26 protein-coding genes are annotated in these 23,548 nt (G+C 34.3%); 17 read left to right on the forward strand and 9 right to left on the reverse strand.

Annotated features, from left to right (window positions below; translation table 11 throughout):
* Positions 1 to 15: 15 nt before the first annotated feature.
* The 12 genes from LBU54_RS08025 (at position 16) to LBU54_RS08080 (ending at position 8,830) form a co-directional block, all read left to right on the forward strand.
* A complete protein-coding gene (locus tag LBU54_RS08025) occupies positions 16 to 495 on the forward strand; it encodes a nucleoside deaminase (protein WP_262899736.1) in 480 nt (159 codons plus the stop codon).
* 106 nt (positions 496 to 601) lie between these two features.
* A complete protein-coding gene (locus LBU54_RS08030) occupies positions 602 to 937 on the forward strand; it encodes an arsenosugar biosynthesis-associated peroxidase-like protein (protein ID WP_224528122.1) in 336 nt (111 codons plus the stop codon).
* A gap of 6 nt (positions 938 to 943) precedes the next feature.
* Positions 944 to 2,008 (forward strand): arsenosugar biosynthesis radical SAM (seleno)protein ArsS, encoded by a 1,065-nt coding sequence (gene arsS, locus LBU54_RS08035; RefSeq protein WP_224528124.1) that lies wholly within the window; start codon positions 944 to 946, stop codon positions 2,006 to 2,008.
* Positions 2,009 to 2,012: 4 nt separating this feature from the next.
* The gene (locus LBU54_RS08040) at positions 2,013 to 2,507 is read left to right on the forward strand and encodes a rhodanese-like domain-containing protein (protein WP_224528125.1); all 495 of its coding nucleotides are present in this window, start codon (positions 2,013 to 2,015) and stop codon (positions 2,505 to 2,507) included.
* Positions 2,500 to 3,129, forward strand: a complete 630-nt coding sequence (locus LBU54_RS08045; protein WP_224528127.1) for a TIGR04282 family arsenosugar biosynthesis glycosyltransferase — start codon at positions 2,500 to 2,502, stop codon at positions 3,127 to 3,129. The genes LBU54_RS08040 and LBU54_RS08045 overlap by 8 nt, the downstream gene beginning before the upstream one ends.
* Positions 3,122 to 3,934, forward strand: coding sequence for a purine-nucleoside phosphorylase (locus LBU54_RS08050; RefSeq protein ID WP_224528129.1), 813 nt, complete (start codon positions 3,122 to 3,124; stop codon positions 3,932 to 3,934). The genes LBU54_RS08045 and LBU54_RS08050 overlap by 8 nt, the downstream gene beginning before the upstream one ends.
* Positions 3,935 to 4,903 (forward strand): arsenosugar biosynthesis arsenite methyltransferase ArsM, encoded by a 969-nt coding sequence (gene arsM / locus LBU54_RS08055; protein ID WP_224528131.1) that lies wholly within the window; start codon positions 3,935 to 3,937, stop codon positions 4,901 to 4,903.
* Positions 4,904 to 4,913: 10 nt separating this feature from the next.
* A complete protein-coding gene (locus LBU54_RS08060; protein ID WP_224528133.1) occupies positions 4,914 to 5,801 on the forward strand; it encodes a DUF547 domain-containing protein in 888 nt (295 codons plus the stop codon).
* Positions 5,794 to 6,522, forward strand: coding sequence for a TIGR04283 family arsenosugar biosynthesis glycosyltransferase (locus tag LBU54_RS08065; protein WP_224528134.1), 729 nt, complete (start codon positions 5,794 to 5,796; stop codon positions 6,520 to 6,522). The genes LBU54_RS08060 and LBU54_RS08065 overlap by 8 nt, the downstream gene beginning before the upstream one ends.
* Before the next feature lie 24 nt (positions 6,523 to 6,546).
* Positions 6,547 to 7,659 carry a helix-turn-helix domain-containing protein gene (locus LBU54_RS08070; RefSeq protein ID WP_224528135.1) on the forward strand — a complete coding sequence of 371 codons (1,113 nt, stop codon included), beginning with the start codon at positions 6,547 to 6,549 and terminating at the stop codon, positions 7,657 to 7,659.
* Between the two features lie 125 nt (positions 7,660 to 7,784).
* Complete coding sequence (locus LBU54_RS08075) at positions 7,785 to 8,276, forward strand: hypothetical protein (protein ID WP_224528137.1); 492 nt, start codon at positions 7,785 to 7,787, stop codon at positions 8,274 to 8,276.
* 2 nt (positions 8,277 to 8,278) lie between these two features.
* Complete coding sequence (locus tag LBU54_RS08080; protein ID WP_224528139.1) at positions 8,279 to 8,830, forward strand: YceI family protein; 552 nt, start codon at positions 8,279 to 8,281, stop codon at positions 8,828 to 8,830.
* Positions 8,831 to 8,833: 3 nt separating this feature from the next.
* Here the strand turns inward: LBU54_RS08080 and LBU54_RS08085 are convergent, their stop codons facing one another.
* A complete protein-coding gene (locus LBU54_RS08085) occupies positions 8,834 to 9,559 on the reverse strand; it encodes a metallophosphoesterase (protein WP_224528142.1) in 726 nt (241 codons plus the stop codon).
* The gene (locus LBU54_RS08090) at positions 9,560 to 10,576 is read right to left on the reverse strand and encodes a glycoside hydrolase family 113 (RefSeq protein ID WP_224528144.1); all 1,017 of its coding nucleotides are present in this window, start codon (positions 10,574 to 10,576) and stop codon (positions 9,560 to 9,562) included.
* Between the two features lie 97 nt (positions 10,577 to 10,673).
* Between LBU54_RS08090 and LBU54_RS08095 the strand changes: the two genes are divergently transcribed.
* From LBU54_RS08095 to LBU54_RS08115, 5 genes are all read left to right on the forward strand, one after another.
* Positions 10,674 to 11,981 (forward strand): NAD(P)/FAD-dependent oxidoreductase, encoded by a 1,308-nt coding sequence (locus LBU54_RS08095; protein ID WP_224528266.1) that lies wholly within the window; start codon positions 10,674 to 10,676, stop codon positions 11,979 to 11,981.
* The gene (locus LBU54_RS08100; protein WP_224528147.1) at positions 11,981 to 13,570 is read left to right on the forward strand and encodes a 4Fe-4S binding protein; all 1,590 of its coding nucleotides are present in this window, start codon (positions 11,981 to 11,983) and stop codon (positions 13,568 to 13,570) included. Before LBU54_RS08095 ends, LBU54_RS08100 begins: the two co-directional genes overlap by 1 nt.
* Positions 13,571 to 13,603: 33 nt before the next feature.
* Positions 13,604 to 14,293, forward strand: coding sequence for a glycosyltransferase family 2 protein (locus LBU54_RS08105; protein ID WP_224528151.1), 690 nt, complete (start codon positions 13,604 to 13,606; stop codon positions 14,291 to 14,293).
* A complete protein-coding gene (locus LBU54_RS08110; RefSeq protein WP_224528268.1) occupies positions 14,293 to 15,783 on the forward strand; it encodes a cellulose synthase family protein in 1,491 nt (496 codons plus the stop codon). Before LBU54_RS08105 ends, LBU54_RS08110 begins: the two co-directional genes overlap by 1 nt.
* A gap of 94 nt (positions 15,784 to 15,877) precedes the next feature.
* A complete protein-coding gene (locus LBU54_RS08115) occupies positions 15,878 to 17,245 on the forward strand; it encodes a putative hexosyltransferase (RefSeq protein ID WP_224528153.1) in 1,368 nt (455 codons plus the stop codon).
* A gap of 29 nt (positions 17,246 to 17,274) precedes the next feature.
* Here the strand turns inward: LBU54_RS08115 and LBU54_RS08120 are convergent, their stop codons facing one another.
* The 7 genes from LBU54_RS08120 to LBU54_RS08150 all read right to left on the reverse strand — a co-directional run bounded on the left by LBU54_RS08120 (position 17,275) and on the right by LBU54_RS08150 (position 23,507).
* Entirely contained in the window at positions 17,275 to 17,628 is a 354-nt protein-coding gene (locus LBU54_RS08120; protein WP_224528155.1) for a hypothetical protein, read from the reverse strand.
* A gap of 165 nt (positions 17,629 to 17,793) precedes the next feature.
* A complete protein-coding gene (locus LBU54_RS08125) occupies positions 17,794 to 18,570 on the reverse strand; it encodes an RMD1 family protein (RefSeq protein WP_224528157.1) in 777 nt (258 codons plus the stop codon).
* A complete protein-coding gene (locus tag LBU54_RS08130) occupies positions 18,570 to 18,893 on the reverse strand; it encodes a hypothetical protein (protein ID WP_224528158.1) in 324 nt (107 codons plus the stop codon). Before LBU54_RS08130 ends, LBU54_RS08125 begins: the two co-directional genes overlap by 1 nt.
* Positions 18,894 to 18,907: 14 nt before the next feature.
* A complete protein-coding gene (locus LBU54_RS08135; protein WP_224528159.1) occupies positions 18,908 to 19,882 on the reverse strand; it encodes a deoxyhypusine synthase family protein in 975 nt (324 codons plus the stop codon).
* Positions 19,872 to 20,813, reverse strand: coding sequence for an agmatinase (speB, locus tag LBU54_RS08140; RefSeq protein ID WP_224528160.1), 942 nt, complete (start codon positions 20,811 to 20,813; stop codon positions 19,872 to 19,874). Before speB ends, LBU54_RS08135 begins: the two co-directional genes overlap by 11 nt.
* A gap of 18 nt (positions 20,814 to 20,831) precedes the next feature.
* Positions 20,832 to 22,283 (reverse strand): arginine decarboxylase, encoded by a 1,452-nt coding sequence (locus tag LBU54_RS08145; RefSeq protein WP_224528161.1) that lies wholly within the window; start codon positions 22,281 to 22,283, stop codon positions 20,832 to 20,834.
* A 348-nt stretch (positions 22,284 to 22,631) separates the two neighbouring features.
* Positions 22,632 to 23,507: a pseudouridine synthase gene (locus LBU54_RS08150; protein ID WP_224528162.1), complete on the reverse strand. Its 876-nt coding sequence runs from the start codon at positions 23,505 to 23,507 to the stop codon at positions 22,632 to 22,634.
* Between the last annotated feature and the right edge of the window lie 41 nt (positions 23,508 to 23,548).

The raw sequence follows: 23,548 nt of genomic DNA on the forward strand, positions 1-23,548 counted from the left end.
CTCAACTAACTAGCAATGTGCAAGATAAACGAAGAGAAATTTATGATGAAAGCAGTCGATATTGCTTTAGAAGGCGTCAAGAATAATGAGGGTGGCCCATTTGGATGTGTCGTCGTAAAAGACGGTAGAATAATTGGGAAAGGCAACAATAAAGTAACCTCCTCAAATGATCCAACTGCTCATGCAGAAATAATCGCAATAAGAGAAGCTTGTGCCAATTTAGGATCTTTTCAACTTGATGGTTGCGAAATTTATACCACCTGCGAACCTTGTCCTATGTGTCTTGGTGCAATATATTGGGCAAGACCCGATAAGGTTTATTACGCATGTGATCAAAAAGATGCTGCAGATATTGGTTTTGACGATCAATTTATTTACAACGAAATCCCAATGCCATACCATAAAAGAAGCATTCCATTTAAACAACTTGAAAGAGCAACTGCATTAAAAGTATTTAAAGAATGGGATGAAAAAGAGGATAAAATCGAATATTAGTTTAAGTAATAAAATTTTATCTAATTTTTATAGGTTTTTTCTGTAATCTTTAAGAATTAACTCCGACAAAAAACTTTATATTCACTTTTTTAAAACAATTATACTAATGTTTAAAACATACTACGACCCAAAGGATCTAAAGAAATTTGGTAATATTTCTGAATGGAACGAAGAATTAGGCGCTAAATTTTTTGATTATTATGCAAAAGTTTTTGAAGAAGGCGCCCTGTCCGCACGTGAAAAATCGCTAATAGCACTCGCTGTTGCCCATACTATACAATGCCCTTACTGTATTGACGCCTACACTGGCGATGGACTTCAAAGAGGGATTACAAAAGAAGAAATGATGGAAGCATTACACGTCGCAGGTGCCATAAGAGGTGGTGCCTCCTTGGTTCATGGTGTACAAATGATGAACAAGGTCAATAAACTAGATGGATAATAGTATATGACTAAACTAAAAACACAATCTTTACATAAACGCGAAAGTGCACTCGCACAAAGTAAAAGACAGCTAGAAATCTTATCCAATGGTATTTTTCAAAATGGAGAATTACCAAAATTTAAGGATAAAATTGCTGAGACCAATCAATTCCCATTAAAGGCAAAAAAACTTGAAATCCTTCAAATAAATGTTGGGTATATGTGCAATCAGGTTTGTGAGCATTGCCATGTAGATGCTGGTCCTGATCGTCAAGAAATTATGACTAAAGAAACAATGAAACAATGTCTGGAAGTCATAAAAAATACAGGTGCTCATACGCTTGACCTTACTGGTGGCGCTCCTGAAATGAATCCAAATTTTAGATGGTTTGTAGAAGAGGCTTCAAAAGCCGGAGTTCAAGACTTTATTGTACGATCTAATCTTACCATTATAAAGGCAAATAAAAAGTATTATGACCTCCCTGAATTTTTCAAGAAACACAATGTACATGTTGTAAGCTCCATGCCTCATTGGACTAAAGGCAAGACCGATAAACAACGTGGAGATGGCGTTTTTGATAAATCCATTCAAGCTCTACAGGATCTAAATGCTATTGGTTATGGAATGCCAGATAGCTCCTTGCGACTAGATTTAGTTTATAATCCTTCAGGTGCATTTTTACCAAGCGACCAAGTTTCAATGGAAAAGGATTTCAAAAAAGCATTGATGGAAGATTTTGGCATACACTTTCATAATTTGTTTGCAATCACCAATTTGCCGATAAGTCGATTCTTGGATTACCTCATCGCATCAGAAAATTATGAAGATTATATGTATCAATTGGTTGATGCTTATAATCCGGCTGCAGTAGCAAATGTCATGTGCACCAACACCCTTTCGGTAAGTTGGGATGGTTACCTCTATGATTGTGATTTCAATCAAATGTTAGAATTACCTGTTAATAGTAAAGTGAAGCATATATCTGATTATAATGAGGAATTACTCGAAGGACGAAATATTGTAATCTCCCAACATTGCTATGGATGTACTGCGGGTGCAGGTAGTAGTTGCCAAGGAACAGTAGCCTAAAACTATGAGAAATTTCTTTCTAAGCTTTTCACTATTTATTGGTCTATTGTCATGTTCTCAAGATAAATTAAGCGATGTTTTAAAAAAATATAACAGAGAAAATATTCCCTACATAACTGCTCAAGAATTGGCTATGCCAAAAACCAAAGCTATAATTTTAGACTCTAGAGAAAGTAACGAATTTAAAGTAAGTCACCTCAGAAATGCAATTCATGTAGGCTATGACGATTTTAATCTTAAAGGTGTCAAAAACACTATCAGCAATAAAGATACCTTGATTGTTGTCTACTGTTCTATTGGAGTACGATCTGAAGATATTGCAGAAGAATTAAAAAAAGAAGGCTATACGAATGTCTATAATTTATTTGGAGGAATTTTTGAGTGGAAAAACAATGGTTTTAAGATATATGATTCCTCAAATAACATTACAGAAAATATCCATGCTTATTCAGAGGAGTGGAGTAAATGGTTATTAAAAGGTAAAAAAATATATGACTGAAGCATTGGTAATCGTTTTTGTAAAGAATAAGAAAATCGGTACAGTCAAAACTCGATTGGCCAAGACTATTGGGCATATTGGCGCGTTTGAGGTCTACTCAGAATTGCTTAAAATTACAGAAAAAGTGACTCGTGAGCTTGCACATGATAAGCATATATATTTTTCAAACTCTACAGAAGATAGTCAATGGTCAAATACCTTTAAAACAATTCAGGTAGGTGACAATCTCGGAGAGAAAATGTACAATGCATTTAATGATGGCTTTAATTTAGGTTATAAGAGAATTGTTTTAATTGGCTCTGATCTTCCTACTATTTCAACTTCAATTATCGAAAATGCAATACATGCGTTAGAAAGTAATGATACTGTTTTTGGACCTGCCGAAGATGGTGGCTATTACTTAATTGGTCTAAACAGACCTATTAAAAGCATTTTTGAAAATAAACCATGGAGCAAGACCAACTTGTTAGCAACAACACTTAATGAATTAAAAGAATCTGGGCTATCGTTTCACCTATTGAAGACTTTGAATGATATAGATACCTATGAGGATTTAATAGCATCAGAATTTTACAAAACAAATATTAAATTACAAGAAAAAATACAGCAGTTAAATGATTAAGTACATTACTGAAAGTACAGAATACCTGCAGAATAAAGGCTTTGATAAACCTGAAATTGGAATCATTCTAGGAACAGGTCTCGGACAGTTTATTAATGAAATTGACATTATTGCTCAGGCAAGCTACAACCATATACCAAATTTCCCAACAGCTACTGTAGAGTTCCACAAAGGAAAACTAATATTTGGCACCATTGCAGGCAGAAAGGTGATAGTAATGCAAGGTCGTTTTCATGTTTATGAAGGCTATACTTTACAAGACGTTACGTTTCCAGTAAGGATAATGGAAAAATTAGGAATCAAGACCCTTTTAGTTTCAAATGCGGCAGGCGCTGTAAATCTAGATTTCAAAAAAGGAGAACTCATGCTTATTGACGATCATATTAATCTTCAAGGTAGTTCACCTTTAGCCTTCAAAGGTGTATCAGATTTGGGCACTCGCTTTACCGATATGAGCGTGCCCTACAATACAGAAATCAATACTAAAATAGAATCTATTGCAAAAGCAAATGGCATTAAACTTCACAAAGGTGTATATGCCAGTGTTGTAGGACCCCAACTTGAGACAAGAGCAGAATATCGTATGCTGAAAATTATTGGTGCCGATGCGGTTGGTATGAGTACTGTCCCAGAAATAATTGTCGCCAATCATCTTGGTTTAAAAGCTTCGGCAATCTCGGTTTTAACAGATGAGTGCGATCCAGATAATCTAAAACCAGTAAATATTCAAGAAATTATCGAAATGGCGAATAAAGCCGAGCCGCATATGATTACCATTTTTAAAGAACTAATTAAAGAACTTTAGATGAGTTATTTAAACACTACCCACATCGTATATAAAGAAGCTGCTCTAACACCAGACGTAGGCTTATGTTGCACAACAAACCCTATTTGGGAACTACCCGGATTAAAAATCCCAAGAATAATGCAAGAGATGAATTATGGTTGTGGAAGCACGGTACATGCTAGAGATTTGTCCAATAATCCCAAAATCTTGTATGTCGGTGTAGGTGGCGGTATGGAGCTTCTTCAATTTGCATATTTCAATAGACAAAAAGGTGGTGTTATAGGTGTCGACGTTGTAGATGAAATGCTGCAAGCCTCTCGAAAGAACTTTGTTGAAGCTGAAGAATTAAATCCTTGGTTTAAAAGCGAATTTGTAGAGCTCAAAAAAGGTGACGCCATGAATCTTCCTGTTAAAGAGAACAGCATTGATGTCGCTGCTCAGAATTGTTTGTTTAACATCTTTAAAGAAGATGACCTTAAAAAGGCCATAAAAGAAATGTACCGTGTTTTAAAACCACATGGTAGATTAGTAATGAGCGATCCTATTTGTGAACAGCCAATGAACGAAACGCTGAGAAATGACGAAAGGTTAAGGGCACTTTGTCTTAGCGGAAGCTTACCGATAAAAGATTATGTCAAAGCCCTTACAGATGTTGGTTTTGGCACCATTGAGATTAGAGCAAGAAAACCCTATCGAATTCTTGACCCTAAGCATTATCCAACTGATGAATTAATTTATATCGAATCCATCGAAGTTGCGGCAATAAAAGATCCAATGCCTGAGGATGGCCCCTGCGTATTTACCGGTAAGGCCGCTATATATTTTGGTGATGAAGATTATCTTGATGATAAAAAAGGCCATGTCTTACTCAAGAACCAACCATTAGCAATTTGCGATAAAACTGCTGGCGCATTGAAAGCTTTGGGAAGAGATGACGTCTACATTAGTGAATCGACATTTCACTATGATGGTGGTGGATGTTGCTAATCAACATCGTATGACGCTAATAAAACCTTTTATCCTTTTTCTTTTACTAGGTTTGTTTTCCTGTGGAGCAAAAAAAGAAGCCGTCAAAAACACCTCAGTTGATAAAGTAGTGATAGATTCTTTGATTATTACTAAGGTTCCAGATGCAACGATGCCACCTCCTCCTCACTCAATTTCTGAAGAAAGTGAGTCTGTGATATTGGACACGGGAGAAATACGATTGCCACCTGTACCTCAGAAACCTAATAATGAACGTAATGATGCAAATCATATTAGATGGAATAAGTTGTTGCAAGAATTTGTTTCTGAAAGTGGTAAAGTTGACTACTTAGGTTTCAAAAGCAGTAGCGAATTTGATGTTTACATTGATTGGTTGTTAGAACATAAGCCAGACGATACTTGGTCAAGGGAAGAACAACTTGCATATTGGATTAATGCCTATAATGCCTTAACCGTAGATTTAATCTTGCGTAATTATCCAATTAAAAGTATAAAGGATATTAAAGATCCCTGGGGCCAACGCTTGTGGAAATTTGATGATAAATGGTTAAATCTCAACGATATTGAGCATAAAATTCTTCGTAAGATGAATGAACCAAGAATCCACTTTGCAATAGTGTGTGCTTCAACGTCTTGTCCAAAGCTCCAAAATAAAGCATTTACAGGGACTAACCTTGAGACAATGCTCACCAAATCAACTAAAGCATTTCTAAGCGACACATCAAAGAACGAAATTACTCCTAACAGCTTAAAACTCTCTAAGATATTCAAATGGTTTGCTAAGGATTTTAAACAAGATGAAAGTCTCATTGATTTTCTGAATCGTTATTCAAATGTAAAAATATCGGAAAATGCCAGTAAAAGTTTCAAGAACTATAATTGGGATTTGAATGAGTAAGATTTCAATTATCATTCCTGTTCTCAATGAGGAAAAATACATAGAAGATTTACTGTATCATCTATTAGAAAACTGCACACCAAAAAACATTTCAGAAATAATAGTGGTCGATGGTGGAAGTAACGATGATACCTGTGCTATTCTTAACAATTTTTGCCAAAGACGAAAAAAAGATAATATAGATATTAAATTTTGTCTTGTTGAACAGTCTCCAAAAGGTCGTGCAATGCAGATGAACACGGGTGCAGAGTTCGCTTTAGGTGATGTTCTATATTTTCTTCATGCCGATGCTTTACCTCCCAAAAATTTTGACGCGCTTATCTTAAAAGAATTATCTCGTGGCAACAATGCAGGATGTTTTAGAATGCAGTTTGATAGTAACCATTGGTGGCTTAGACTAGCAAGTTGGTTTACTCAATTTAACTGGAGACCTTGCAGAGGTGGTGACCAAAGCCAATTTATTACTAGAGCCTTGTTTGATGAAATTGGTGGTTATGACGAAAACTACAGGATATATGAGGACAATATCCTAATTAACGAGCTGTATGCTAGGAATGAGTTTGTGGTTATCAATAAAAAGATTAAAACCTCAGCCAGGCAATACAAAAAAACAGGTATTTGGAAGCTACAATATCATTTCTGGAGAATCTACGTGAAACGTTGGTTTGGCGCCTCTGCCACGGATATATACAGTTACTACAAAAAACACATTGCGCCGTAATTCATCTTATGTATCTTTAAAGAGATGAAACCTTTTGAAATATTCTTTATAGTTCTACTTTCTATCGGCGCATTTCAAGGTATTATTTATGGAATAATACTTTGGTACAACAACGGTACTAATAAGGTTGCCAATAGGTTTTTAGCTACAATTCTTTTTTTCTTCTCTTATAGACTAATTGTGGAGATATTAAAGCTTTTTGGCATTGGTTTTTACGATTTCTTTTATCATATATTACTCGAATATAATTGGATTTACGGTGCTTTGATTTATTTCTTCATCAAAGCCTGTGTAACTCCAAACTTTAAATTGAACATCAAAAATGATTGGATTCATTTTCTTCCTGTAATTATTGAGTTTATATGGAGTAATTTCATAAAATCCCAAAATTTCTATTGGGATGGCACAAGAGAGAGTTTATCATGGTTAGGTTATTGGGGCTATGTGGTATGGATGCTCTATCCAACTCAGTATATCATTTCTGTGGGTTTAATCATTTTTTACATCAATAAATCCAATAAACTATTAATTCAATCTAATTCAGAAACCTTTCAATTAATTATTAAAAATATTAGATGGATTAAATTGGTGCTTAAGTTTATGAAAATCTACTCTGTACTAGTAATTTTTGTTGTATTAATAGATTTTCTGTTTTTTGAATATGCATTTAACCGTTCATACCATTATCCTTTATTTGCTGGTATGGCTTTATTAACCTACTGGTTAGGCATACAAGGTTTTAACAAAAAAGACAAAGTGATTATAAAAACTAAAACAGTCCTAGAGCCAAAGGAAAAGGAGCTATTAAGTGCACTGGCTCACAAAATTGAGCAGATTATGATCAATAGTAAGTATTACAAAAATCCGGATTTAAGTTTATCTCTTCTGTCTAAAGAACTAGGAGAAAAATCCTATTTGATTACAAAATGTTTAAATCTTGTAATTGGTAAAAAATTCAATGATTATATAAATGAGTACCGAATCAACGAATTGAAAGAACTTCTAAAAGATCCAAAAAACGAGAATTACACTTTGTTAAGTTTAGCTTTTGAGGCTGGTTTCAATTCTAAAGCATCGTTTAACCGAGCTGTAAAAAAGTTAACAGGCAAATCTCCAAGTGCCCTAAAATCAAATTAACTTAAGCCTCATTTTTTTAATTGACACCTTTTATTAGTATGAATTAAGTCTCAAATATCTAATTGAGACGACTCGTTTTACTTCTCTGTGCATATTTGCCTCATCAAACAAAAACTCTAATAACGATGAGAACCAAATTATTCATTCTTTTAATTCTAATCACTCAACAAGCAATGAGTCAAATGAATTTTGGCACACCACCAAAAGATGCTATCCCGGAAAAACTTAAAAACCTAAAAGTTGAAATCGAAGTTGTACACTTTCCAAAGGAAAACGACCCAATTAAAATAGATGACATCTATTATTGGAAGCACTCAACCGCAATAATGTGTAAAGAACGTGAAATAAAAATTATTGAATATGGTGCTTATCTATACTATAATGACAAATGGAACTTAAGGAAATCGTATCCTCTTAAAGACCTGGACAAAACATTTGGTACCATAAATCAAACTATGCTTCAGGCACAACCATATGTTTGGGTAAAAAATTGGCGTACTGATAAAAACTTATACGGCGGTTGGGCCATGTGGTATTTTATTGGTGTTGACAATAAAGGTATTACCGTATGTGGTTATGAAACTGTTAACACAACTAATAGACTTTTAAATAAATAATTATGAAAACTATACTCTCCTTTTGCCTAATACTTTGCGTTACAATAACAAGTGCTCAATCTCACGAAATTTCAACAAGTAATAGCACTTTTTCATGGACAGGAAAGGCTGCTTTTAGTTCTTATTCTCTTACTGGAAAAATTAAAGTAAAAAACGGAAACGTTGTTATAGAAGGTAACCAAATTCATAAATTCAATATTACCATGGACATGAAAACCCTCAATCATGAAAACAGTGATCTTGAATATCATCTAAGGAGCAAAGATTTTTTCGAAGTAAATACGTATACAGAAGCAAAATTTGAACTTACAGAAACAACCAGAATCGTAAATAATAGGGCCCTATTAAAAGGAAAACTTACCATCAAAGATGTCACGAAGACTGAAACATTTTTAATTTATGTTAACCAAGGTCAATCAGAAATTACATTCAATATTACAATCGATAGAACTGTCTACGGAGTAAAGTTTAATTCACCTAGTTTCTTTAAAAAATTGAAAGAAAATGCAATTGCTGATGAGTTTATTATAAAAGGCAAAATTTTATTAAAATAATTACTAATTGCGTCCTAATTCGTTTGGATACAAATTAGTAACAGGGTCACTTTGAAAAACCTCTTTAGTTTCTACATCCAACGCTGAAAGTTTCCCTGTAAAAGCCGCCCCAGTATCAATATTCCAAACATTAGCCGCATTCATGGGTTCATGTTTATGATAATGTAAGGTTGGTGTATGACCTATGTATATCTCTTTATAATGTTTTAATCTGTGTGGATATTTCTCAGATGTTTTTGGTAATCGAATATCCATAGTCAAAGCCATTTCCCAGAGTGTTCTGTCATAATAGAAGCCTCTTATATCATATTCCCTTTGAACACCATGCATAGATGTAAAACCCGCATGAACGTATAATCTATTTGCATCATCAATATAGAAAAGTTCCATAGCTTGGAAAAACTGGAGATGCTGCTTTTTTTCTTCTTCTGTGAAACTTGAGTAACTTTCTACTGTTTCTTTTCCTCCATGAGCCAACCAAACCGGATGAGCCAAGTTTTCTCTCAGCCAATCTTCGCACCAGACATCATGATTGCCTTTTATAAAAACACAATTAATACTTTCCGATAATTCAATTAGGTATTGGATGACTTGCGCGGATTCACTCCAGCCATCAACATAATCGCCAAGAAAAATTAACTTGTCTTTTTTGGTCACCTCTGCCCTTTCCATCAGCTGTTTTAAGGCCATTAGTCCTCCATGAATATCACCAATTACTAAGTATCGCATTTAATAATTATTTGATTGCCCATATTGAATTTTAATAACTTCCTCAACAGGTTTATTTTGAGGCGTGAACATAAAATTAGCTTCACCACCTACCTTTTCATGCTCAATATACCATTTCCAAATAAAACCACCTGCAAACCAATCTTCTTCCCAAAAGGTCTCATATAAAGCTTGCATGGTATTAACCTGTGCTTGCAAATTTACATTATCCATTTTGCGATCTGCAACCCAGGGTTGTTTGCCTGCAAAATCAACACTGCGATAACCGTATTCTGTAAAAAGGACTTTCTTTTTATGGTATTTAGCCAATGCCATTATTTCACTTTTGTGCTTTTGCCATCCCAATAAGCAGTCTTCAATACTTGGGGTTTTATTATCACTTACAGGAAAATAGGCATCAATGCCTATAAAATCAAGTTGGTCCCAAAATGGTGTGCGTCTATACTCATCCCAATTTGCTGCATAGGTAAGTTTACCCGTATAAACAGATCTTATTTCATCAATAAGTGAACTCCAATATTTTGGTCTGTATTTAATAAATAATTCTAATTCCGTTCCAACGCAAAGAATCTCAGCATTTACGGTTTGTGCAAGATCCGCATAATCTAATATAAAACTGGAATATGACTTTTCTAAAATCTGCCAATCATCTTCATTCGTCATCATTATATTACCTGTAAACTCACCACGCCACACCCAAATCTGAGGTTTGATCATTACTTTGATTCCCTTCTTTTGCAATTCAAGTATGTACTGTTGTGCTCCAACTTTTGTTTCACCAAACCATTGTCTATCTGTATTGTGAATAATATTAGGATTATCTAAACTTCTAATAAAACCAAAGGGCATAATGGCTGCGTAGTTAGCATTAACTTTTACCACTGGCTCTAAGTGTGTGCTATCAATCTTATGGGGTGCCGCAACAAAACTTACACCATTAATTTTCGCAGGTCTGTAACTACTTGCGGCGCAACCAACGAGTAAAAGGAACAAAATGATGCCAACAATGCGCTTCATAAATCTAAATATTGTCTAAATTTAAAGAAATTGAATTATGGCTGTAAAGGATTTAACAATTCCTTCGACTATATTTCTGCTAACCATTCAAAACAATATGGAACACATCGTTATAATTGGAAATGGCATTTCTGGGGTTACACTGGCAAGGCATATCAGAAAATTATCCGATAAAAAAATTACATTAATCTCTGGTGAAACTAAATATTTCTTTTCCCGAACGGCTTTAATGTATGTCTATATGGGACATATGAAATTTGAACATACACAACCTTATGAAAACTGGTTTTGGAAGAAAAATAGAATTGAATTAAAGCTTGGTTATGTTAAATCTGTTCAGACAAAATCTAAAACACTCCATTTTAATTCTGGAGAAACTTTACAATACGACAAACTTGTCATTGCAACTGGTAGTAAACCCAATAAATTTGGTTGGCCTGGCCAAGATTTGGATGGTGTTATGGGCATGTACCATAAACAAGATTTAGAAAACCTAGAAATTTATGCGCCGAATAATGAAACTTGTAAGCGCGCTGTAATAGTTGGTGGTGGATTAATAGGTATTGAACTAGCTGAAATGCTAAATAGCAGAAGTATTCCGGTTACTTTTTTGGTTAGAGAGTCGAGTTTTTGGAATGGCGTATTACCAGAAGGTGAAAGTGCCATGATTAACAGACATATTATAAATCATCATATTGATTTGAGATTGTCAACTAATCTCAGGGAAATAAATGCCGATGAAAACGGAAAAGTAAAATCTGTAATTATTCATGAAACCGGAGAGGAATTGGCATGTGATGTAGTAGGTTTGACTGCAGGTGTTTCACCAAATATTGATTTTCTACAAAATTCTGAAATTGAAACCGGTCGTGGTGTGAAGGTAAATCGCTATTTAGAAACTAATATCAAAGATGTTTACGCCATTGGTGACTGTGCTGAACAACATGAAGCCATTGGCAATAGAAGACCCATCGAGGCCGTATGGTACACAGGAAGAATGATGGGCGAAACTTTAGCTCAAACCCTCTGTGGCAACCGTATTAAATATAACCCGGGTCATTGGTTTAATTCTGCCAAATTCATGGACATAGAATATCAAACCTATGGTTGGGTTCATGGTAGTAAGGGAAGGCCAGAATATGAAACTCATTTTCATTGGAAACATAAAGATGATACCAAATGTGTCACCATAGCTTTTAATAAAAACACAAATGAATTTTTAGGTATCAACACCTTTGGCATACGTATGCGTCATGAAACTTTTGATAAATGGCTCACAGAAAAACGAGATGTTGATTATGTGATTAATCATCTTTCCGAAGCTAATTTTGATCCAGAGTTCTATGCTACGTTTGAAGAGCAGATACTAAAAGCATATTACCACCAACTACAAACCGCCATCTAATGAGCAATAAATTAAATCATAGTATGTCTTTGGCAAAGCCAGATGCACTCAAGATAACTATAACGCAAAAGGTTGCATTAGGACTAGGCTTAGTAGGGCTTTTAATACTATCCTTGGCACTATTTAATGTAAATTTTCCTAACAAGTCTATTATTCTATGGCTTACACTAGGTGTAATAACTATTGGTACTATTATTTATTCTAGAGGGGCATACCTCACTAAATTAGAAGGCATAAAAAATGATGGCACATGGTTTAAATCTATTTCCTCTAGAGGGTTTTGGGGTTGGTCAGCTGGTATACTTCTAACCGCATTTTACATTATACTATACTTCTACCCAGAGTATTTAGGACTTGGCAAAGACGGCGCAGAAAATACGGGTATTATTGGTTTATTTGATCCATTGAGCCAACTATTGAGTGGTAGAAATGCAAGTCAGTGGTTTGTATATGGCACCTTATATACACTTGCTATTTTAGCCTTTGGATACAAGTTTTTCTTGAAGTATAGACACAATCGCTACCAACAAGTCAGAACATTTTCGGTAATGTTTTTTCAATTGGCTTTCGCTTTTTTAATTCCAGAGTTCATGTATGTAATGAATAATGATCTTCCTTATTACGATATCAAAAGTATTTGGCCCCTTAATTATTACATATTTGATGAATGGTCAGTCAAAGGATTTCTGACAGCAGGCAATATTGGACTGGCATTATTGGTATTTGGCATACTCTCCATTTTTGTCATCACTCCGATTTTAACCTATAAATATGGTAAGCGTTGGTACTGCTCTTGGGTATGTGGTTGTGGTGGTTTAGCTGAAACTGCAGGAGATTCATTTAGACAACTATCCTCTAAAAAACTTACAGCTTGGAAGTTAGAACGCTGGTTAATTCACTCTGTACTCGTCTTTTCAATTGTAATGACCACAGCAATGATTTACACATATTTAGGATATAAAAGCAACGAATTTTGGTTAACAAGAGGTGTTTTTATCACTTCTGTAATTGCATTACTCACTGTTATTTTTATTGGCGTGATGGTGTTTAGGCACAAAGAATTCGGAAAAGATGCAAAATATGGTGCTATAGGCTATTTTGCTATAATTGCACTTTTACTAATCATGCATTTTACGGGTACTACAGATCAGCTTTTTTTCATAAAATCAGGAAGTCTACGATCTGCATACGGAATTTATATAGGTTCTATTTTTTCGGGCGTTATCGGAACAGGATTCTATCCTATACTAGGTAATAGAGTATGGTGTAGATTTGGGTGTCCAATGGCAGCAATTCTAGGCTTTCAACAACGCTTGTTTTCAAAATTCAGAATAACTACCAATGGTGGCCAATGTATCTCTTGTGGTAATTGCTCTACCTATTGTGAAATGGGAATTGATGTAAGAGCGTATGCCCAAAAAGGTGAAAACATAGTAAGATCAAGTTGTGTTGGCTGCGGTATTTGTGCTGCGGTCTGTCCTCGTGGTGTTCTAAAGTTGGAAAATGATAGCATGAAAGGACGCATTAATACGAATGAAATACTATTGGGCAATGATGTAGATCTTATGAAATTAGTGAATGAGAAGTAAGATATTGTATTTTTGCGCATTCAAAACTAATTAATGTCCATAATTAAAGTCATCATTCCTGCATTTAACGAACAGGATTCTATTCAACATGTTATAAATGACATTCCTGATATTGTAGATGAAATTATTGTTGTTAGTAATAACTCTACAGATAATACCGAAAAAAATGCTCAGCAAGCAGGAGCCACAGTTTTAGTCGAAAGACAAAAAGGTTATGGTTACGCCTGTTTAAAAGGAATGGAATATATAGCTAATAAAGCGATAAAACCAGATATTATCGTTTTTCTGGATGGCGATTACAGTGATTATCCTGAAGAGCTTCTTAAAATAGTAGCTCCAATCTTGAAAGGCAATATCGATTTCGTTATAGGTGCAAGAGTCAAGGAACTACGTGAAAAAGGTGCAATGACCTTTCCCCAAATTTTTGGCAATTGGCTTGCTACGAGCTTAATGCGTTTGTTTTTTGGCTCTACTTTTACAGATTTAGGACCCTTTAGAGCCATAAAATATGATGAGCTTTTAGGTCTAAAAATGGAAGATAAAACCTATGGGTGGACGGTTGAGATGCAACTAAAGGTTTTGAGGCAAAAGCTCTCTTACGAGGAAATTCCTGTGAACTATCGCAATAGAATAGGTGTCTCAAAAGTTTCAGGAACCGTAAAAGGTGCTATATTTGCAGGCATAAAAATCCTTTCATGGATTTTTAAATACAGTTTTAAGTGATTTATTTACAATATTTCATAATCATAATATACACTATTGCAATTGTCCTAATTTTCTTATACTCACTGGCACAATTGAACCTGTTATTTAATTACTTATCCTCGAGACGAAAAAGGGAAGATTGTGAAAAGTTTGATTTGGACAATCCTGATGAAGTGCCAAATGTAACCATACAACTGCCTGTATTTAACGAGATGTATGTTATGGAGCGTTTATTGGATAACATTGCACTTATTGAATATCCAAAAGACAAATTGGAAATCCAGGTTTTAGATGATTCTACAGATGAAACTGTTCATTCTACAAAAGAACATGTTGAAAAACTTGCTTCTATAGGATTAGACATTAAGCATATCACCAGAAGCAATAGAAAAGGTTTTAAAGCCGGAGCATTAAAAGAAGGTTTAAAGATTGCGAAAGGAGAATTTATAGCCATTTTTGATGCAGATTTTTTACCTCAGCCTAACTGGCTCAAAAGAACGATCCCTTATTTTAAGAATGAAGAAATTGGTGTTGTTCAAACACGTTGGGGACATATCAACAGAAATTATTCGTTACTAACCAAAATACAAGCATTTGCCTTAGATGCACACTTTACCCTCGAACAAGTGGGGAGAAATTCGAAAGGCCATTTTATTAATTTTAATGGAACTGCCGGAGTGTGGCGAAAAACATGTATTGAAGATGCTGGTAACTGGGAAGGAGATACACTAACTGAAGATTTAGATTTAAGTTATAGAGCACAGCTCAAAAAATGGAAGTTCAAATATCTTGAGAATGTTGAGACACCTGCAGAATTACCTATTGTAATCAGTGCAGCCCGATCTCAACAATTTCGTTGGAATAAAGGTGGTGCCGAAAACTTTAGGAAAATGCTATGGCGAGTTATCAAATCAAAAAATATCTCTACCAAGACCAAGGTTCACGGCTTATTGCACTTACTTAATAGCTCTATGTTCTTGAGCATTTTTGTTGTTGCCGTTTTAAGTATTCCAATGCTTTATATTAAAAACGAATATGCACATCTACGAGACTATTTTTATGTGATGAGTTTCTTTGTTATTAGTACCATCATTTTCTTTGTGTGCTACTGGTTTATGTACCGAAACATATATGGTAGTGGCTTTAAAAAGTTCTTTGGCTATATAGGCATGTTTTTTACCTTCTTCTCCATTGCTATGGGATTTTCTTTGCACAACTCTATAGCTGTAATAGAAGGCCATGTTGGAAAAAAGAGCGAGTTTGTAAGAACACCTAAATTTAATATTAAAAGATTCAAAGACAATTGGAAAACCAATAAATACCTTAGAAAATCAGTTTCTAAAAATGTCATTCTAGAAGGCTTATTAATGCTTTACTTTGGGTTTGGTCTTTATAGCGCTTTTATAGTAGGAGATCAAGGGGGAGATTTTGGTCTGTTTCCGTTTCATCTTATGTTGTTTATCGGTTTTGGCTATGTCTTTTTTAAGTCCATTGGTTCTAAAGTTTAGGCTCGTTTTTAAGAACGAATAACAATTCTGTTAATCAAATATCTTTTATTAAACCACTGCATGCAGCGCAACAAATAATTCTATCTTTGAATGTATGCTCGGGATAAATAACATTATTAGATATAAAAAGCTACCCCTTTTATTTATTCTATTAAGCATTGTGCTTTATTTCCTTTTTGCGTATGACTTACTTAGAACAGATACGTCTAAACTCACTTTTCTATACTCAGGTCTGTTTGTTTGTGCATATGTGCTTATTAAGACTACAGGTTTTCATTTTAGATTTTTAGTCTTCGCTTCACTATTATTCAGACTCGTTTTTTTATTGGCAATACCAAATTTATCTCAAGACTTTTATCGCTTTATTTGGGACGGTCATTTATTATTATCAGGACTTAATCCCTATTTGTCTACTCCAAATACTTTAATGGAAAACGGGCTGCTAACCGATTTCCCAAACAAGGCCGAACTATTTAGTAAAATGGGTGAGTTGAGCGCATCAAATTTTAGTAATTATCCACCAATAAACCAGTGGTGTTTTGCCTTGGCCAATCTGTTTCCAGGCAAGAGCATTTTAAGTAGCGTTATTGGTCTAAGATTGATAATTATTTCTGCGGATTTAGGTACATTATATTATGGGAAGAAACTACTTGAGAAATTAAGGATGCCTGCAAATCGAATCTTCTGGTACATTCTAAATCCTTTTATAATAATAGAACTAACGGGTAATCTTCACTTTGAAGGTGTCATGGTGTTCTTTTTGGTTCTTAGTTTATACTTCCTCTCTTGTAACCGTAAAATAATATCTGCAATTGTAATTGCGCTTTCAATTTCAGTTAAATTGATTCCGCTTATGTTCTTACCTCTCTTTTTTAAGTGGTTTAAAAAGCAAAACGGCAAGCTAGATTTTGCAATACTTGGAAAATATTATGCTATAGTTGGAACGACTTTATTCGTTGTTTTCATCCCTTTTATTTCAGCAGAATTCATAAGCAACTACTCTGAAACCATTGGACTATGGTTTGGAAATTTTGAATTCAATGCTAGCGTATATTATCTACTCAGGGAAGTTGGTTACGCTATAACTGGCTACAATGAAATTGCCATGATTTCTAAAATCCTACCAATTATCTCGGTACTAATAATTCTTGGATTAACGTTCTTAAAAAAGAATGATACGTTGCAAGCCTTAGCATCTTCAATGCTACTGGCTCTTAGTTGCTATTTGTTCTTGAGTACAACGGTACACCCTTGGTATATAACAACCTTAATGGCTTTATGTATTTTTACAAACTATAAATTTCCTCTGGTTTGGTCGTTCATTATTGTATTAAGTTACTTTGCATATGCAAATCCCGATTACAAGGAAAATTTATGGATAATTTTACTGCAATATTTGGTTGTATTTACAGCTTTCATTTTAGAACTGATTAAAAAAAAGACCCTTATTAAACCCATTTAATAAAGGTCTCAGTAATAATAATTACAATTTTATTTTTTTACCAGCTTTACAATGGTATATTTTTCGTAGGATTCCCCATACTCTTCATCATCTAATTCTTCGAGCTCTTCAATCTCATATGTAATTTCAAATTTCTTACCTACGAGATTTGTTGATTTTAAATCAAATTCTTTTAAGACTGCTTCTAAGACTTCCGAAAAATACATAACGCTCTCCGTTTCGGATTCCTTATCTATAACTAAAAAGCTGTAACCGTCTTCTTCATCATATCCGTCAAAAATACCTTCAATAACCTCTTTTTGTATGTCTTGCGGATTTAAAATATCACTTTTATTACTTGGCAATAATGAAAATAAAGCTAGTATTATATGAATTGTTTTCATTTTAATATGTTTTAGATTGTTACTAAGTTATCTGCTAAAAACCTAATCTATACGTTTTGTGCAGGTTCAGTTTATTTAATGGGATTATCGCCACCTAGAGCCCATATTCCCTTATGATTCAATATTTTTTAAAATCATCTGTGGCCTGCTTTCCTTCTTTTTTTTCTAAATAAATTTTAAAATGAACATGTCTACAACTTCCACAAGAATTAGAATAATAATAATCCATTCTAAACGACTACTTTCGCTATGATCCATAATGTCCTTGAACAGTTCTAAGTTCTCTTTGATAATTTCTATTCTGTCATGGATATAGTGATAACGATCCTTTAAATCGAAGGTCTTTTTTAGTTCTGAATTTAACCTATTTAACTTTTCATCTTCCCAGGTGATCTCTGGCGAATCGAATATATAAAGGTTTTCAGAAATCCTGTTTTTAATATTAAGAGTCTTGCCAATAAACCGTTTCAGTTTATGACCTGAAATATCTAATTTGCCTTTTCTTTCCAGATAATTTGTGTGAGTATTTGTTTCTTGCAATAAATTTTCCGTTAGCTCTGCATATCTATTCAAGGCTACAGATTGTGAAGCGTTTAGCATGACAAGTCTCAACATTACTTCATCTAGCTTAGGCAAGACTACTTTGTTGAAACCAACTTCTAAAACATCTTTCTTAACTTCAACATCCAGCTTTTCAGAAATTTTATCTAATATATAGTTTCGGCAAATTGGCTTTAGTAGTAAAAATTGAGCTTCAATCTCCTTTTGGGAGAGATTAAAGCAACAAATCATTCCATATTGAAATATGTAAATAAACTTGTCAGTATCTAACTTATAAAACAACTCATCACTATCACCAAATAACAGTGAACCGTTAAATATGCCTTTACTTTTTTTGAGGTCTATGTGAGTTGCAATCTGATAAGCAATTGCTTTAGACATTAATCGTCATCGGTGTCTTCATCTGCTTGCAACTCCGGATCTTGCACTGCTTCAGGATCGTCGCTATCATAATCTTCATAGTCATCCTCATCATAATTTTCCATTGTTGCGGCAAGTTTAGTACTGACCTTTACAAGATATTTAGTATCTTCTGTTGTAACCTCAACAGCTTCAACTAGCTCATTTTTTGCATTCCTAAAGGTTATGATATGATCGTCATCATAGCCATCAGGATATTTGTCAACGAGTAATGCTAAAATTTCAGGAGTAAGCTTCTTAAAGTCTACTATTACGCGTTTTAAGTGTTGATCTTTTCTGTTCATCGTGTTAGGCTGATTTACATGTTCAAAAGGTAAGCAAAAATTAATGGTGCCACAATAGTCGCATCACTTTCTATTATAAATTTTGGTGTATCGATATCTAACTTTCCCCATGTTATCTTCTCATTTGGCACTGCTCCTGAATAAGATCCATAACTCGTTGTACTATCGCTTATTTGACAAAAGTAACTCCAGAACGGTGTATCTGTTCGCTCCATATCCTGATACAACATTGGCACTACGCATATTGGAAAATCGCCTGCTATGCCACCACCTATTTGAAAGAACCCAATACCCTTATCAGAGTTATCTGTATACCAATCTGCTAAAAAGGTCATATACTCAATTCCAGACTTCATTGTACTTGCCTTGAGTTCTCCCTTAAGTACATAGCTTGCAAAAATATTTCCCATGGTACTGTCTTCCCATCCAGGACAAACAATTGGTAAGTTCTTTTCTGCCGCAGCATACATCCAAGAATCTTTTAGATCTATTTCATAGTACTCCTCAAGCACTCCAGACAGTAATAATTTATACATGTACTCATGGGGCAAGTAGCGTTCTCCGTTGACTTCAGCATCTTTCCAAATCTTAACAATATGCTTCTGTATTCTTCTAAACGCCTCCTCTTCTGGTATGCACGTATCTGTTACTCTATTAAGCCCTTTTTCTAATAAATTCCATTCATCTTGTGGTGTTAAATCCCGATAATTAGGAACACGCTTATAGTGTGAGTGTGCAACAAGATTCATTATATCTTCTTCTAAATTTGCTCCTGTACATGAAATGATATGCACTTTATCCTGACGTATCATTTCAGCAAATATTTTTCCCAACTCAGCTGTGCTCATTGCGCCGGCAAGAGACACAAGCATTTTTGCACCATTATCAAGTTGGTCTTGATATCCTCTGGCAGCATCAACTAAAGCAGCCGCATTAAAATGAAGAAAGTATTTTTCTATAAATCCTGAAATCTCGCCTCTAGTAGTCATCTTCTGAATTGAATTTGGAATATTTACTACTAGAATTAAATGTTTCAGAGAAATTACTTTCAAAATCATCATCAGCATTTTCATCTTGAAACTTATAGCTTAACATTTTGTAGTAGAGCTTGGCTGCTAAAAAGTCTGAAGATTTTTCCTTTGAATTTGGACATAACTCTACAATATCAAAACCAACAACATTCTTTTCTTCAAAAACCTGTTTTAAGAACTCTAATGTCTCATACCATAACAAACCACCTGGTTCTGGTGTGCCAGTACTAGGGAGTATTGATGGATCGAATGCATCCAAATCAAAGGTTATAAACACATTATCAGTCATTTGGTCTATTGCAGAATCCATCCAGTTGTCATCTTCTGCCATTTCATGTGCAAAATAAGTCTTGTCTTCATCCATAACAGTCTTTTCGATGGCATCCATTGAACGAATTCCGACTTGAATAAGATTGGTGTTTTGGCTCGCCTCATAAACAGCACATGCATGATTACATTTAGAACCTTCATAGCTTTCTCGAAGATCCGCATGTGCATCAATATGCAATACCGTTAAATCTTCAAACATTTCGTTAAAGGCCCTTATAGTACCTATAGAAATTGAATGTTCACCTCCAAAAACTGTTACAAATTTGTTCTTTTTTATGTACTTTTTAGTCACCTCGTGTACAGCATCAACCATTTTTTCTGGCGAGCTATTTTCAGTAATTGGGTCTACCAAATGAATGCCTTGTAGATATACTTCAGAATCTGTTTCGATATCGTACAATTCCATATTTTCAGAAGCTTCTAAAAAAGCCTGTGGTCCTTTATCAGCTCCTTTTTGCCAAGTGCTTGTACCATCATAAGGTACAGGGATTAAAACAATCTTTGATTGGTCTAATTTTGAGTATTCTGCCGGTATACCAGCATAAGTTCTAGTTTTCATTTTTATTTGAAAGTGCTTTTAAACTAACTGTTTTTTTGAGAGTTCTATTTGATTGTTCTCTTCATTATTTTGAGATTTACCATAACCTAAAATATTTAGTAAATCTTCACTTTTTTGTTGTTCTGCGAAAATTTCCGTTGTTAATTCTCCGTTATCTTTACGTTTAATTAATAAATGCTTAGGTGCAGGAATTAAACAGTGCTGCAGTCCACCAAACCCACCAATAGTTTCTTGATAGGCTCCCGTATTAAAAAAACCAATATAAAGTGGTTTTTCCTTATTGTACTTTGGCAAGTAGATGGCATTTACATGCTGTTCACTATTGTAATAATCGTCGCTATCACACGTTAGACCTCCTAATAGAACGCGTTCATAAGTGTCATTCCATCGGTTTACAGGTAACATTATGAAGCGCTTATTAATGGCCCAAGTATCGGGTAGCGTTGTTATGAAAGATGAGTTTATCATATTCCATTTTTCCCTGTCATTTTGTTGCTTTTGGTACAGCACTTCGTAAATAGCACCTCCACTTTCACCGACTGTAAAGCTTCCGAACTCAGTAAAAATATTTGGTGTATCAACGCCTTCTTCCTCACAAACAATTTTTATTTGATTAACGATTTCGTCAACTATATAGGCATAATCAAACTCAAAAGCTAAGGAGTTTTTAATAGGAAAGCCACCTCCAATATTTAAACTGTCTAACGATGGACAAATCTTTTTTAGAGATGTATAAACCTTTAAACATTTGGTTAATTCGTTCCAGTAATAAGCGTTATCTCTAATCCCAGTATTTATGAAAAAGTGAAGCATCTTTAAATCAACATTCTCATTATGCTGAATCTGGTTTTTATAAAACGGAACAATATTTTTATACCCTATGCCAAGTCTTGATGTATAAAATTCAAATTTTGGTTCTTCTTCTGATGCTATACGTATACCAACATTAAACTTAGTCTTAATCTCCTTAGACAACAAATCCAATTCCTCATAATTATCTATGATTGGTATGCAATTATGATGACCTTCATTAATTAGTTCCGCTAGATTGGTGATATATTTTTCACGTTTAAAACCATTACTTATCACATAAGTTTCATCTGTAATTTTTCCATCTTCCTTTAAACTTTTAACAATATCAATGTCAAAGGCCGAAGAAGTTTCAATGTGTATGTTGTTTTTTAGAGCTTCATCCAACACATGTTTAAAATGAGAGCTCTTTGTACAATAACAATAATGGTATTGGCCAACATAATCATGCTTTGCAAAGGCATCTGCAAACCACTTTTTTGCGCGTTGTATGTTAGTAGAAATCTGAGGTAAATAGGTAAACTTTAATGGCGCACCATAGGTCTCTATCAATCCCATTAAATCAATACCACGGAATTGCAGGTCTTTACCATTAAGCTCAAATTCTGGCTGTGGAAAATCAAAGGATTGATCAATAAGATCAATGTATTTAGTATTCATTATTTTGTTTAATTCAGATTTTAATAATTGTAAAGCGATTATAGGGTTGTAAAACTATTCGCTATATCAAATCTGAAATTGGTCTTGTGTAGTCGGTACAAAACCATAAACATGTTGGCTAGCAACTATTGGAGTAACGGAAGTTAGCTTTAAATTTCGGTCGCTTATCTTATAAGCTGCTTTTGAATATGACTTCCTAATTTTCAAAAACCCGAACTTAAAAACACGTTTCAATTTGTTCAGCTAAATGCAATGCAAATGTAGATTATTTTTAAATATGCAAAACTTTTTTATGAAAAATTTTAAAATTTAGTCTAGGATTGTTTTACAAATTATAACGCAAAATAATTACAGCATTTTTAATGTACTAACCTCTTGAGTGGTTAGATGTTTCCAATGACCTCTTGGGATATCTTTTTTGGTTAAATGACCGATGGCAACACAATCTATCTTTACCAAATCATATTTTAAAGCTTCAAAAATTGTCCTTAAGATAGAATTTCCGGTATTCTTAATCTTAATTCCAATCTTGTTTTTTGGCTCACTATCTATGTAACTGATTTCTTCGACAGTAATTAAAGTCCCATCTACCTTAAATCCTTCCTGGATTTTCTTAAGATCATCAAACTTTAGATTTCTATCTAATTCAACTTGAAATAACCGCGCAACACCAGTTTTAGAATTGGTAAATTTTTGAACTACCTCATCATCATTTGTAAAAAGAAGCAATCCTAAAGAATTTCTACCTAAACGGCCTATTGGTTTAACCTTAGCACTAGTTGCATTTTCTACCAAGTCCATTACAGTTCTTCCCTTACCTTCTGCAGTTGTTGTAGCAAATCCTTTTGGTTTATTAAGTAGTATGTAGACTTTGGGTTCTGGTGAAATACGCCGACCGTCAAACTTAACCTCATCTTCAAGTTTTACTTTATAGCCCATTTCTGTTACAACTTTTCCATTTACACTAACAAGACCAAGTGCTATATTTTCGTCTGCTTCTCTCCTTGAGCAAATACCCGAATTGGCAATATATTTATTTAAGCGAATTTCGTCTGGATTAGATGGTGCTTTAGGACTGGATTGCTTTTTCTTAAAAGGAGCATTACCTCTGGCATAATTTTTTTTATGACTGTTTTCATTTGCTCTGCCAGAATTTCTTGCTTTACCAGCTCCCTGCCTACCAGAAACCTTCCCCTTCCTATTGCTACCTTGATGTCTGCTCATAATATTTCCCATAAAAATGGGAATTGTTTAGTTAGTGATTA

The organism is Winogradskyella alexanderae (assembly GCF_020166335.1).
GTDB lineage: Bacteria > Bacteroidota > Bacteroidia > Flavobacteriales > Flavobacteriaceae > Winogradskyella > Winogradskyella alexanderae.